This is a genomic window from Pseudaminobacter soli (ex Li et al. 2025) (assembly GCF_029892515.1).
GTDB lineage: Bacteria > Pseudomonadota > Alphaproteobacteria > Rhizobiales > Rhizobiaceae > Pseudaminobacter > Pseudaminobacter soli_A.
Genome location: NZ_JARXVF010000001.1, coordinates 1,273,584 through 1,286,333, shown reverse-complemented (window position 1 = coordinate 1,286,333; position 12,750 = coordinate 1,273,584). Strand labels below are relative to the sequence as shown.

17 protein-coding genes are annotated in these 12,750 nt (G+C 64.6%); 6 read left to right on the top strand and 11 right to left on the bottom strand.

The genetic code is table 11. The features are described from left to right. Positions 1-21: 21 nt before the first annotated feature. Positions 22-1,392 (top strand): cytochrome P450, encoded by a 1,371-nt coding sequence (locus M2281_RS06085; RefSeq protein ID WP_280820184.1) that lies wholly within the window; start codon positions 22-24, stop codon positions 1,390-1,392. 57 nt (positions 1,393-1,449) lie between these two features. On the opposite strand, the gene M2281_RS06080 is transcribed toward M2281_RS06085, so the two are convergent. From M2281_RS06080 to rph, 9 genes are all read right to left on the bottom strand, one after another. Beyond that, positions 1,450-1,680: a DUF3297 family protein gene (locus tag M2281_RS06080; protein WP_280820183.1), complete on the bottom strand. Its 231-nt coding sequence runs from the start codon at positions 1,678-1,680 to the stop codon at positions 1,450-1,452. A gap of 115 nt (positions 1,681-1,795) precedes the next feature. Further along, positions 1,796-2,167 carry a YraN family protein gene (locus M2281_RS06075; protein WP_280820182.1) on the bottom strand — a complete coding sequence of 124 codons (372 nt, stop codon included), beginning with the start codon at positions 2,165-2,167 and terminating at the stop codon, positions 1,796-1,798. Further along, positions 2,160-3,029: a 16S rRNA (cytidine(1402)-2'-O)-methyltransferase gene (rsmI, locus tag M2281_RS06070; protein WP_425537706.1), complete on the bottom strand. Its 870-nt coding sequence runs from the start codon at positions 3,027-3,029 to the stop codon at positions 2,160-2,162. Before rsmI ends, M2281_RS06075 begins: the two co-directional genes overlap by 8 nt. A 268-nt stretch (positions 3,030-3,297) precedes the next feature. After that, positions 3,298-3,735, bottom strand: coding sequence for an EamA family transporter (locus M2281_RS06065; protein WP_280820180.1), 438 nt, complete (start codon positions 3,733-3,735; stop codon positions 3,298-3,300). A gap of 20 nt (positions 3,736-3,755) precedes the next feature. Further along, a complete protein-coding gene (locus M2281_RS06060) occupies positions 3,756-4,082 on the bottom strand; it encodes a low molecular weight protein tyrosine phosphatase family protein (protein ID WP_280820179.1) in 327 nt (108 codons plus the stop codon). 13 nt (positions 4,083-4,095) lie between these two features. Then, positions 4,096-5,250, bottom strand: coding sequence for a radical SAM family heme chaperone HemW (hemW, locus tag M2281_RS06055; RefSeq protein WP_280820178.1), 1,155 nt, complete (start codon positions 5,248-5,250; stop codon positions 4,096-4,098). Positions 5,251-5,260: 10 nt separating this feature from the next. Next, on the bottom strand, positions 5,261-5,908 hold the full coding sequence (gene rdgB / locus M2281_RS06050) for an RdgB/HAM1 family non-canonical purine NTP pyrophosphatase (RefSeq protein ID WP_280820177.1): 648 nt from the start codon (positions 5,906-5,908) through the stop codon (positions 5,261-5,263). Continuing rightward, positions 5,909-6,319, bottom strand: coding sequence for a VOC family protein (locus M2281_RS06045; RefSeq protein WP_280820176.1), 411 nt, complete (start codon positions 6,317-6,319; stop codon positions 5,909-5,911). 7 nt (positions 6,320-6,326) lie between these two features. Then, positions 6,327-7,043 carry a ribonuclease PH gene (rph, locus tag M2281_RS06040; protein ID WP_280820175.1) on the bottom strand — a complete coding sequence of 239 codons (717 nt, stop codon included), beginning with the start codon at positions 7,041-7,043 and terminating at the stop codon, positions 6,327-6,329. Positions 7,044-7,186: 143 nt separating this feature from the next. On the opposite strand from rph, the gene hrcA reads away from it, so the two are divergent. From hrcA to M2281_RS06025, 3 genes are all read left to right on the top strand, one after another. Beyond that, a complete protein-coding gene (gene hrcA / locus M2281_RS06035; RefSeq protein WP_280820174.1) occupies positions 7,187-8,257 on the top strand; it encodes a heat-inducible transcriptional repressor HrcA in 1,071 nt (356 codons plus the stop codon). 154 nt (positions 8,258-8,411) lie between these two features. Further along, entirely contained in the window at positions 8,412-9,254 is an 843-nt protein-coding gene (locus M2281_RS06030) for a DUF2189 domain-containing protein (protein WP_280820173.1), read from the top strand. Between the two features lie 34 nt (positions 9,255-9,288). After that, positions 9,289-9,492 carry a hypothetical protein gene (locus tag M2281_RS06025; RefSeq protein WP_280820172.1) on the top strand — a complete coding sequence of 68 codons (204 nt, stop codon included), beginning with the start codon at positions 9,289-9,291 and terminating at the stop codon, positions 9,490-9,492. A gap of 3 nt (positions 9,493-9,495) precedes the next feature. On the opposite strand, the gene M2281_RS06020 is transcribed toward M2281_RS06025, so the two are convergent. After that, positions 9,496-10,083, bottom strand: a complete 588-nt coding sequence (locus M2281_RS06020; RefSeq protein WP_280820171.1) for a YceI family protein — start codon at positions 10,081-10,083, stop codon at positions 9,496-9,498. Between the two features lie 2 nt (positions 10,084-10,085). Next, positions 10,086-10,691, bottom strand: a complete 606-nt coding sequence (locus M2281_RS06015; protein WP_280820170.1) for a cytochrome b — start codon at positions 10,689-10,691, stop codon at positions 10,086-10,088. A 191-nt stretch (positions 10,692-10,882) separates the two neighbouring features. Between M2281_RS06015 and M2281_RS06010 the strand changes: the two genes are divergently transcribed. Together M2281_RS06010 and cysK are read left to right on the top strand one after the other, a co-directional pair. Continuing rightward, a complete protein-coding gene (locus M2281_RS06010) occupies positions 10,883-11,497 on the top strand; it encodes a LysE family translocator (protein ID WP_280820169.1) in 615 nt (204 codons plus the stop codon). Between the two features lie 214 nt (positions 11,498-11,711). Next, positions 11,712-12,692, top strand: a complete 981-nt coding sequence (cysK, locus tag M2281_RS06005) for a cysteine synthase A (RefSeq protein WP_280820168.1) — start codon at positions 11,712-11,714, stop codon at positions 12,690-12,692. Positions 12,693-12,750 lie beyond the last annotated feature (58 nt).

The window sequence follows — 12,750 nt, the reverse complement described above, 5'->3', positions numbered from 1 at the left end:
ATAGACGGCACGGAGGACACGATGGATACCGCGCCCGCTCCCTTCATTCCGCCCGCGCCAAAGCCTCGCAGCACGCCGCCCTCGATGCTGCAGATGATCCGCATCGTCTATCGCAACCCGCTCGAATTGTGGGGCGAGCCCTCCTACAACGAGCCGTGGATTTCGGTGTCGAGCTTCGGCGGACCGTTGGTGATCGCCAACGATCCCGGCCTGGTCCGCCATGTGCTGGTGGACAACGCCAAGAATTACAAGATGGCCGCGGTGCGCCAGAAAATCCTGCGGCCGATCCTGCGCGACGGGCTTCTGACCGCCGAGGGCGAAGTGTGGAAGCGCTCGCGCAAGGCCATGGCGCCGGTGTTCACGCCGCGCCACATCTTCGGCTTCGCGCAGCCGATGCTGAAGCGCACTCTGGAATTCGTCGAGCGCTACGAGGGCGAGAGCGGCACGGTCGACATCGCCCGCGACATGACCACGCTCACCTATGAAATCCTCGCCGAAACGCTGTTTTCGGGCGAGATCGCGGGTGAGGCAGGCAGTTTTGGCCGCCAGGTCGACCATCTGTTCGAGACCATGGGCCGGGTCGACCCGCTGGACCTCTTGCGCGCGCCCGACTGGCTGCCGCGCATCACGCGCATTCGCGGCCGCAAGACGATGGCCTATTTCCGCAAAATCGTGTCCGACACGATGACCATGCGCAAGGACAGACTGGCGCGCGAGGCGGACGCCGTGCCAGAGGACTTTTTGACCCTGCTTCTGCGCGCCGAGGGGCCGGACGGGCTGACGCGCGCCGAGATCGAGGACAACATCATCACCTTCATCGGCGCCGGCCACGAAACCACCGCTCGTGCGCTCGGCTGGACGCTCTATTGCCTGGCCGAGGCGCCGTGGGAGCGCGCGCCGATCGAAGCCGAGATCGACGCGGTGCTGGCCCGCGAGCCCGATCCGACCAAGTGGCTGGAGGCGATGCCGCTGACGCGCGCGGCCTTCGAGGAGGCGCTACGGCTCTATCCGCCGGCGCCTTCGATCAATCGCGAGGCCATCGAGGCCGACCGCTACAAGGATCTGGAAATCCGCAAGGGCTCGCAGGTGCTGGTCATGCCGTGGACGGTGCATCGCCACCGCAAGCTGTGGGACCAGCCCGAGGCGTTCATCCCGGCGCGCTTCCACCCCGGCAACCGCGAGAAGATCGACCGCTACCAGTATTTGCCGTTCGGTGCCGGCCCGCGCGTCTGCATCGGCGCCAGCTTTGCCATGCAGGAGGCGATCATCGCGCTCGCCATCCTGCTGTCGCGCTTCCGCTTCGACACCGTGGCCGAGACCAAGCCTTGGCCGGTTCAGAAGCTCACCACCCAGCCGCAAGGCGGCCTGCCGATGAGCGTGACGCGGCGTTGAAACGCGACGTCGCCGCTCTCCCTACTAGGGGGAGTACCGGAAGGGGTTGTCTAACGCTCAGGCCTTCGGAAAAGGCTCGACCGTGCCCTTGAGCTTGATGGTGATCGGCTGGCCGAAGCGGTCCTTGGACTTGCCGGCCGGCACGCGGATCCAGCCCTCGCTGACGCAATATTCGCTGACGTCCTCGCGCTCGCGTCCGTTGAACATGATGCCGACGCCGCGTTCCAGCGTTTCGCCATCGAAGAAGGGGCTGCGCGGGTCGATGCTCAGCCGGTCGGGAAGGGACATTGCTTTCTCCAGTAAGTCTTGGCGCCCATGCGGCCGCCCAACGAGATTGCCCGCCTCGCAGCCGGCTTTGGAAAGCGCAGTTAAGGGCATCGGCCGTCGGGGTAAAGACCTATGCTCAGTTCCGCCCGTAAAACGCATTCTCCACATGCACCGGCCAGCGGCGCGGCAGCACCGCCACAAGGTCGAAGCGCACTGATAGCCGGTCGTAGTCGGGCTGGCGCGAAAGCCATAGGTCGGCCGCGCCCTCGATGCGGCGCTCCGAGCCGTAGGATACCGCTTCCATGGCCTCGGCAAGTGTCCGACGGGCCTTGACCTCGACGATCAGCACCAGGTCGCCGCGCCGGGCGATGAGGTCGATTTCGCCGAGTTTCGTGCGGTAGCGCCGCGCGACGATGCGGTAGCCCTTCAGCATCAGCGCGAGTGCCGCACGCCATTCGCCGCGGTGTCCGCGCCGGTAGGCCTTGCGTCGCGCCAGCGTATCAGCCACCGCCGCCTTCCTTAAGTTCGAGCAGGCGGCGATAGAGTGCGGACTTTTGTCCGCCGGTCATGCGTGCGGCTTCCGCCGCCGCCTTGGAGGCCGGCATTTCGGTCGCAAGCGAAAGCAGCAGGCGGTCGACGTCTTCGGCTTCTGCGACCTGCGCAATCGGCGGCCCGACGCAGATGACAATCTCGCCCTTGGGCGTCGGCGCCTCGGCATAATGGGCCGAAAGTGCTGCCAGCGTGCCGGTGCGCATTTCTTCAAAGGTCTTGGTGAGCTCGCGGCCGATTGCGGCCGGCCGGTCGCCATAGACCTCGGCCATTGCGACCAGCGTGTCGGCCAGCCGGCGCGGCGATTCGAAGAAGATCAGTGTGGCCGGCACGGCGATGAGCTCGGAAAGCCGGCTGCGGCGCTGGCCGTCCTTTACCGGCAGGAAGCCGGCAAACATGAAAGCGTCCGAAGGCAGGCCCGAGGCTGTCAGTGCCGCCAGCACGGCGGACGGACCGGGGATCGGCACCACGCGGATGCCATGCTCCTGCGCCTGCTCGACCAGCCGATAGCCGGGGTCGGAGACGAGCGGCGTGCCGGCGTCCGACACCAGCGCCACGCTCCTGCCAGCCTCCAGAGCCTCGATCAGGCGCGGACCGGCCTCAGTTGCATTGTGCTCATGGTAGGGGGTGGGGCGCTGGCGGATGCCGTAGCGGTCGAGCAGAATGCGAGTGACGCGCGTGTCCTCGCAGGCCAGCACATCCGCCCCGGCCAGCGTTTCCAGGGCCCGCAGGGTGATGTCGCCGAGATTGCCGATGGGCGTGGCGACGAGGTAAAGCGCCACCTCCAACGGCCGGGCGACGACTTCCGTCTGCCCGATCATGAAACTCTTCTTGCCGCCGTCCGTGGTCACGCCTGCTAATCTCCTGGGTGGTTCTGTTTGGCATGGGGCGCGGCGCGTTGCAAAAAACCTTTCGCCTTGCTGCGCGAAATTTGCCGCAATCGGGTCGAAACCTATGTACCCGAGTCGGAAGCGTTTCGCTGCGGCGAGAACCTTCCGGCACCACGGTCAAAAGGCTGGAAGCACAATGCCCAATCGCTTCGATGTATTCGTGTCGCGTCTGGAAAGGGGCAGCTCGTCCGAGCGCTCGTCAGGCGTGATAGGCGACCAGCACCGCCCCGGCGGCAATCAGCGCGACGCCAAGCCAGTTCGCGCCGGTCAGCCTCTCGCCAAGAAAAACAACGCCGAACACCGCGACAAGAACCACGCTTAGCTTGTCGATGGGCGCCACCTGCGCGGCCTGCCCGAGCTTCAGCGCCCGGAAGTAGCACAGCCACGAAGCGCCCGTCGCCATCCCAGACAGGACGAGGAAGCTGTAGGTCTTGGTCGAGATCGAGCCGAGCGCCTGCGCCTGGCCCGTTGCGACAACGATGCCCGCCGTCACCATCAGGATGACGATGGTGCGGATGAGGGTGGCGAAGTCGGAATTCACATTCTCCACGCCCACCTTGGCGAAGATGGCGGTCAGCGCCGCAAAGGCGGCGGACAACACCGCCCAGAACTGCCAGGACGCGAGAGCGGAATTCATGACGGTGCCTCCAGAGGTTTTCAGGTGCCGAGATATCTTGGAACGCGTTCTTCGAGAAGCTGAACCAGCGCCGGGTCCATGAACTGGTAGTTGTCCGGTATGTCCAGGCAGATGATCCGCGCGCTCTTCAGGCTCTTCCTGAATTTCTGCTGAAGCTTGGCGCGGTGCATCTTCTCCATCACGAAGATGATGTCGGCCCATTCGACAAGCTCCGGCGTCAGCGGATTTTCGGCATCATGATTGGTGCCGGCCGACTCGACTTCGATGTCCCGGCGCCTGGAAAACACCTGTTCGGCTGTGGGGCTGCGCAGGCGGTTCTGGCTGCAGACGAAGAGAACGTTCTTCACCGCAGCCGCCCTCTCACCGCGCCAGATCGGCCACCACGGCATCGAGCACGATCATGCCCGATGGCGTGGCGCGAAGGCGTGAATTGCCGACAGGCTCGACCAGCCCCTCGCCTTGCAGGATCGAGATACGTTCCGTCGACAGCGCCTGCCCGGATAGCGCCTCGTAGCGCACGAGGTCGATGCCTTCGACCAGCCTCAGCCCCATCAGCAGGAACTCGTCGGCTTCCTCCGACCGGATCAGCGTCTCGCCGCCGGTGATGCCGTGGCCGTTGGCTTCCACCAGCCCGGCCCAGGTCTCCGGCACTTTCTCGGCGATCGTCACTATGCGAGACCCGTCCTCCACGAAGCGGCCATGCGCGCCGGGGCCGACGCCGACATATTCGCCATAGCGCCAGTAGGTCAGGTTGTGCCGGCTTTCGGCGCCGGGCCTGGCGTGGTTGGAAATCTCGTAGGCGGGCAGGCCGTGCGCGGCGGTCACCTCTTGCGTGACCGCATAGAGGTCGGCCGAGGCATCCGCATCGGGCAGCTCGAACTTGTGCGCGGCATAGAGCGTGTGGAAGCGCGTGCCTTCCTCGATGGTCAATTGGTAGAGCGACAGGTGATCCACGGCATGGCCGATGGCCTGCTTGAGCTCGGCCGCCCAGGCATCGGGCGTCTGGCCGGGCCGGGCATAGATGAGGTCGAAGGAAAGGCGCGGGAAGGTTTCGCGCGCGAGCTCGATGGCGTGTAGCGCTTCCTCGACATTGTGCAGCCGGCCGAGGAATCGCAGGTCGGCATCGTTCAGCGCCTGCACGCCGAGTGACACGCGATTGACGCCGGCGGCGCGATAGCCGCGAAAACGCTCGGCCTCGACGGAGGAGGGGTTGGCCTCGAGCGTGATCTCGATACCGTCCGGCACCGTCCAGTTCTTGGCCACCGCTTCCAGCACCGCGCCGACCGTCTCGGGATTCATCAGCGAGGGCGTGCCGCCGCCGAGGAAGATGCTGGTCACCGTGCGCGGGCCGGTGCGCTGGCGCATCGTCGCCAACTCGGTCTCGAAGGCGCGGGCGAACCGTTCCTGGTCCACTGGCTGGTGGCGGACATGGCTGTTAAAGTCGCAATAGGGGCACTTGGCCGCGCAGAAGGGCCAATGGATGTATACGCCGAAGCCCGGTTCGTTGCCCGTCAAGATAGTGTCCTTAGGCCGCGCCGAGCATGGCGCGGGCAAATTTCTGGAAGGCGCGGGCGCGGTGCGACAGCGCCGTTTCCTGGCCCGGCTTCCAGCCGTGCTTTTCATCGGCGGTCATTTCGCCGAAGGTCTTTTCGAAGCCTTCCGGCAGGAAGACCGGATCGTAGCCAAAGCCCTTTTCGCCGCGCGGCGGCCAGACCAGCTGGCCCTCGGCCTCGCCGCGGAAATATTCGGTGTGCCCGTCCGGCCAGGCAACGCAGATGACGGCCACGAAGCGGCCGCTTCGCTTGTCGGACGAGTGGGCCCCCACCTCGTTCATGGCATCTTCCGTGCGCTGCATGGCCATGCCGAAGTCGCGGCTGCCGTCGGCCTTTTCGGCCCAGTTGGCGGTATAGACACCGGGCTGGCCGTCGAGCGCATCGACGCAGAGGCCGGAATCGTCGGAAAGCGCCGGCAGGCCGGTGGCGGTGGCGGCAGCCAGCGCCTTGATGGCCGCGTTTTCCTCGAAGGTGGTGCCGGTCTCGTCGGGCTCGGGCAGGCCGAACTCCTTGGCCGACTTCGCCTTGAAGCCGAACGGCGCCATCAGATCCGCAAATTCACGCAGCTTGCCTTCATTGTGGCTGGCGACGACGATTTCCCGTTCGGTCAGAATGCGCATTCAGATACCCCAGATACGTGGTTCGGCGATCTCCAGCGAATTGCCGGAAGGATCGCGAAAATAGATGGAACGGCCACCGCTCGGCCATTCGAAATCGGCTTCGATGGCGATGCTCTTGGCCTCCAGATGGGCCTTCCACTGCGCAACTTCATCGGCGGTGCCGGAAAAGCAGAGGTGCCCCTGGCCAACCGTGCCATGCGGCGGCACCGGAAGTTTCGCGTCCGGCGCCGGCGGGTGACGGGTGGCGTCCGCGTTGAACAGCAGCAGCACGCCTTGCCCGCAGCGGAAGAAGACGTGCCGGCCCGGCACCTTGGCAATGCGCTCCAGCCCCATCACATCGCCGTAGAACGCCTCTGCCGCGTCGAGGTCGTCGACGTAGAGGGCGCTTTCGAGGATGGCGGAGGGGCGCATCGCTGGCTCAGGCCACCGCCATCTGCTGCAGGCTCACCAGCCGCGAAATACCCTTCTTGGCCAGCGCCATCAGATTGGCGAATTCTTCTTCGGTGAAGGGCGCGCCCTCGGCCGTGCCCTGGATCTCGACGATGCCGCCCTTGCCGGTCATGACGAAATTGGCGTCGGTGCCGGCCGCGGAGTCTTCCAGATAGTCGAGGTCGATCACCGGCTGGCCCTCATAGATGCCGCAGGAGATTGCCGCGACGTGGTCCTTGAGAGCCTTGGAGACCGAAACCATCTGGCGGGCTTCCATCCAGCGCAGGCAGTCGTGCAACGCCACCCAGCCGCCGGTGATGGCTGCGGTGCGCGTGCCGCCATCGGCCTGCAGCACGTCGCAGTCCACCGTGATCTGCACTTCGCCCAGCGCTTGCATGTCGACCACGGCGCGCAGCGAGCGGCCGATCAGCCGCTGGATTTCCAGCGTGCGTCCGCCCTGCTTGCCGGCGGCCGCCTCGCGGCGCATGCGATCGCCGGTGGCGCGCGGCAGCATGCCGTATTCGGCCGTCACCCAACCCTTGCCGGTGTTGCGCATCCAGCCCGGCACCTTTTCCTCAAGGCTTGCCGTGCACAGGACATGCGTGTCGCCGAACTTGACCAGGCAGGAGCCTTCGGCGTGCTTGGAAACATTGCGCTCGAACGAGATGGCGCGCATTTCGTCGGGTTGGCGTTTGGAGGGGCGCATGCGGTTCTTTCCGTACGAGAGCTGGATTCGAGGCGGCTTGTAGCCCCATGCAAGCCCCGGCGCAAAGGAAAACCGGGCAGCTTGCCGAGGTTGTGTTAGGCCCATGTGAATCTATATCTTGATTCCGGAGGTTTGTTGAATCGATGACGAAGCCAATGCCGGATCCGATATTGCACTCACTTGATATGCGCTCGCGCGAGATTTTCCGCCGCATCGTCGAGTCTTATCTTCGCGACGGCGAGCCCGTGGGCTCGCGTAATCTGTCGCGTATGATGCCGGCCACGCTGTCGGCGGCGACCGTGCGCAACGTCATGAGCGACCTCGAGCAGCTCGGGCTCATCTATGCGCCGCACATCTCGGCCGGCCGCCTGCCTACGCAGCAGGGCCTGCGCTTCTTCGTCGACGCCTTCATGGAGATCGGCGACCTCGCCGAGGACGAGCGCCGCACCATCGAGACCCAGCTCAAGGCCGCCGGCACCGGCGCCACGCTGGAGCAAATGCTCATCGATGCCAGCCAGATGCTGTCGGGCCTGTCGCGCGGGGCGGGCCTGGTTCTGGCGGCCAAGAACGAAGTGCCGCTGAAGCACATTGAGTTCATCCAGCTCGATCCGGGTCGGGCGCTCGCCATCATGGTCTCGCAGAACGGCGACGTGGAAAACCGGGTAGTGGAGCTGCCCGCCGGCGTCACCGCCTCGCAACTCATCGAGGCGTCGAACTATCTCACCGCCCATGTCCGTGGCCTCACGCTGGTCGAGGCCAAGGCCGAGATCGGGCGCCGCAAGCTGGAAACGCAGGCCGCGCTCGACACGCTGTCGCAGGAACTGGTGGAGCAGGGCCTTGCAGTCTGGGCCGGCGCGGAAAGCGGTCTGCCGGTGCGCCTCATCGTGCGCGGCCGCGCCAATCTTCTGGAAAACCTCACCGCCCAGGCCGACATCGATCTGCTCAAGCATCTGTTCGAGGACCTGGAGACGCAGGAGAGCATGGTCCAGCTTCTCGATCTCGCCGAGGCGGGGTCGGGCGTGCGCATCTTCATCGGCTCGGAGAACAAGCTGTTTTCGCTGTCGGGCTCCTCGTTGGTGGTCGCGCCCTATCGCGACAAGGATGCTCGCGTCATCGGCGCGCTCGGCGTGATTGGGCCGACCCGGCTGAACTATGCACGCATCGTGCCGATGGTCGACTACACCGCCCAGCTCATCTCCCGCCTGGTCCGCTGATAACGGAACCCCCGCGATCCTTGAAACGTTCGTGAGGCGACAAGCCCCGCCCGATTGAGTATGATCGGCGTGTGCGGGTCGCGGTTCGTCGTGGCGGCTTTCTCGTGCGCCAGGATGCTTTCCGACGGCCGTGTCCAACTGTGGAGGAACGGCAATGGCGGGCTTTCATGTCATGGCAGGCGCTACCGAGGGCTATAACCGGGTGGCGATACGCAAGATCCACTTTTCCGATGTCAACGCCGCGTTCCGCGAGGGCGCGGAGGATTTTTGGGAAAAGCCGTCGCATTACGTCTTTCTGTGCCTGATCTATCCGATCGTCGGCGTTTTCCTGATCTCGTGGACCTCGGGCAACAATGCCCTGCCACTGCTGTTTCCGCTGATGTCGGGCTTTGCCCTGCTTGGGCCGATCGCCGCGCTCGGCCTTTATGAGATCAGCCGCCGGCGCGAACACGGCATCGATACGTCCTGGCGCCATGCCTTCGATGTCCGCCATTCGTCGGCGCTGCCGTCCATCGCGGTCGTCGGCATCTGGCTTTTCGCGCTCTTCATCGGCTGGCTGCTGGTTGCCAAGGCGCTCTATGTCTCTCTCTTCGGGCCGGCGGCTCCTGCCTCGATGAGCCTGTTGCTGCATGAGGTCTTCTACACCCAGCAGGGGCATCAGCTGATCATCTGGGGCAATTTGATCGGGCTTGCATTCGCCGTCGTCGCGCTCGCCACCACGGTCATCGCATTTCCGCTGTTGCTCGACCGCGACGTCGGCGTGGTGGCTGCCGTGGAGGCCTCGGCGCGTTCGGTCATGACCAACCCGCTGCCGATGCTGTATTGGGGTTTGATCGTCGCGGTCTGCCTGGTGCTCGGCTCCATCCCGTTCTTCGCCGGGCTGGCGGTGGTCATCCCGATCCTGGGTCATGCCACATGGCACCTCTATCGCAAGGTGATCGAGCCCAACCCGACAGCCAGCAAACGGGCGACGCAGAGTTTCACGGCGGGCGTGTGAGACGCTGACGACCCAACGATTTCAGGAGGCCGGGATGGCACTGGAAGAACTCAAGGCACAGATCGGCTTCCTGATGCAGCAGATGGTCGACCAGCCGCAAGACGCTCATGAGGTTCAGGAGCGTCTTCGCGAAAAGCTCAACGAATTTCGTGCGATGGGCATGCCGCTGCCGGACGATCTGGTCGAGCTCGAGAAGAAGCTCGATGCGGGGTTTGATACGGCCGGCGGCAAGGCCTAGGGGCTAGCCGCGGCTCCCCTGCAACTGCATGTCAAATTCCACCTGGTTCGAATAGATCGACTGGCCGGCATCCATCCCGTAGTCGGAGCGCGAAATGCTGCCCTGCACGTGGAAGCTGATGTCGCGGCCGCTGCGCTGGCCGACGGTGGCGACGAATGCTGCCTTGTTCGTCCTGCCATGGGCGGTCAGGTCACCTTCGATGATGGCGCTGTCAGGCCCCGTCTGCCGCACGCTGGTGGAGCGGAACACGATTTCCGGATAGGCGTCCACGTCGAAAAGGGCATCCGAACGCAGAAAATTCTCCATTCTCGCCTCGCCGGTTCTCACGCTGGCCGGCATAACGACGAAGTCGACATTCGACCTGCCGACGTCGTGCCCATCGATGCGGAAGTTTCCACGGAACTTGCTGAAGTCGCCGGCGAGGTAGCCTCTGCCGACCTTCTCCACGCGAAAGCCGATATGCGAGGACGGTTCGATGCGATACTCGCCTGCCGCCTCCGCAAGCGGGTCGGCCTGCACCGCACCCGTGAAGCAGAAAAGCGCCAGCGCAAGCCCGGCACTCGATATGGAATTGGTAGTTCTATAGGACATGCTTACCTCCTGGCGGCAGTGTGCCGCCGTTTGGTCTGGTCCCCGCTTCGCTCATCCCTCCGCGCTGGCCACATGCGTTTCAACACGCCGTCGCCCAGCCAGAATTCATGTCTCAGCGCCGCCAGCATGTGCCCGGTGGCGATCACTGCGGTAGCATACGCCAGCCATTGGTGCGTCACACGCCAGAAGTCTTCGGTCGCCTCCGATCTCGCCATCGGCAGGTCGGGAATGACGACCATGTTGAAGGCGAAGCTCGGCACATCGAGCGTGGAGGTGGAAACCAGCGCCCAGCCGGTCAGCGGCACCACCAGCATCAGCGCATAGAGCGAGCCTTGCACGGTCTTGGCAGCCAGCCATTCGCCCCTTTCGATGGCGACCGGGCGGCGCGGCCATTTGTTGAGAAGCGCCCAAGCCAGCCGGAGTGCGGCCAGCGCCAGAATGAGGAAGCCGAAGGATTTGTGCCATTGGATGAGCGTGAATTGCAGCGCCATGCTGTGCGTCCATCGCGGCGCAAGGCCGAGCAGCATCTGGCCGACAAAAAGCGCTGCGATCGTCCAGTGGATCGTGATCGCCACCAGCCCGTAGGAAGTGTCCCGATTGCGAAGCATTGTCGTTCCGCTACGCCTCGACAAAGGGCATAACGCTGAAAGGCGGCGCATCTTCCCGGTTCCGGATTATTTGATCTCGCACCGGGGCCTTGGCACTGCGCGAAGTTTTGACGCTGGCCCATTTGCAACGGCCGGCAGGCGTGCGATTGTCTTGGCACCCTTTGTCTGACCGCTCACGAGCCACTGTTCCCATGACCTTTGCTGGATTTCTCGCCTATGCCGGCGCGCTTGCCGTTGCCGCCGCCATTCCCGGTCCGGGGCTGACCGCACTGATCGCCCGGGCGCTCGGTTCGGGCTTTCGCTCGGCGCTGGCCATGTCGCTCGGCCTCGTCGTGGGCGATCTCACCTATCTGACGGCGACCGTTCTGGGGCTCGCGCTGGTGGCGCAGGCTTTTGGCGAGGTGTTCCTGGTCATCAAGTGGCTGGGTGTTGGCTATCTTGCCTATCTCGCCTGGACCTTCTGGCGGAGCGGCATCACGCCCGAGAATATCGAGGCGCGCCGCGGCAAGGGCGGCCTGTTTTCGGCCTTCCTGTCGGGGCTCACCGTCACGCTGGGCAACCCCAAGACGATGATCTTCTATCTCGCGCTGACGCCGACGCTGGTCGACCTGCGCACCATCACGCTTTTCGACTATGCGGTTCTCGCCGGCGTCACGGTGACGGTGCTGCTTCTCGTGCTCGTGCCCTATCTGGCGCTCGCCGCCAAGGCGCGCTGGCTGCTCAAGACGCCGCGCGCCTTGAAGGCGCTGAACCGCACGGCGGCGGCCTTCATGGCCGGCGCGGCGGCAGCGATAGCAGCACGCTGATCTGCCGATATCCGGTATGGAATTCTATTTCTGAAATAGAATTGAGAACAAAAATCTGTTGCGACGGGCATTTCTGTATGCCTGCCGCTCGGTTTTTTCGGCAAGCGCCCTATGCTTAGAGCATGGTCCCGAAAGGTTGCAGCTTTTCGGAGGGGATCATGCGTCCAAACAACGGCATCCATCAGTTTCAGGCAATACGATTGGAGCAGCAATAATGAACAAGCCCGCTCTCGACACGCGCGCGCCCGGCCGTGGCCGTATCTACGGCTCGATCACCGAGACGATCGGCGACACGCCTCTGGTCCGGCTCGACAAGTTCGCCAAGGAGAAGGGCATCGTCGCCAATCTCATCGCCAAGCTCGAATTCTTCAACCCGATCGCCAGCGTCAAGGACCGCATCGGCGTGGCCATGATCGAGACGCTTGAAGCGGCGGGCAAGATCACGCCTGGCAAGACCACGCTGATCGAGCCGACCTCGGGCAATACCGGCATTGCGCTCGCCTTCACCGCCGCCGCCAAGGGCTACCGCCTCATCCTCACCATGCCCGAGACCATGTCGATCGAGCGCCGCAAGATGCTGGCGCTGCTGGGTGCTGAACTGGTGCTGACCGAGGGCGCCAAGGGCATGAAGGGCGCCATCGCCAAGGCCGACGAACTGGCCGCTTCCATTCCCGGTGCGGTCATTCCGCAGCAGTTCGAAAACCCGGCCAACCCGGAAGTGCATCGCCGCACGACGGCCGAGGAAATCTGGAACGACACCCGTGGCGAAGTGGATATCCTGATTTCCGGCATCGGCACCGGCGGCACCATCACCGGCGTCGGCCAGGTGCTGAAGCAGCGCAAGCCCGACGTGAAGGTCGTGGCCGTCGAGCCGGAAGCCTCGCCGGTTCTGTCCGGCGGCCAGCCGGGTCCGCACAAGATCCAGGGCATCGGCGCGGGCTTTGCGCCGAAGGTGCTCGACACCTCGATCTATGACGAGATCGTGCGCGTCACCAACGAGGACGCATTTGCTGCCTCGCGCCTGCTGGCCCAGCTCGAAGGCGTGCCGGTCGGCATCTCCTCCGGCGCGGCGCTGCATGCGGCGAGCATCGTCGGTGCACGGCCGGAAAACGCCGGCAAGAATATCGTCGTGGTCATTCCCGACTTTGCCGAGCGCTACCTCTCGACGGCGCTGTTCGAAGGACTTGGCGGTTAAGCCGCAACTCCTGGATCGCCGAAAAAACCGGTGTGGCGAGAGGCTAACCCGGTTGAGT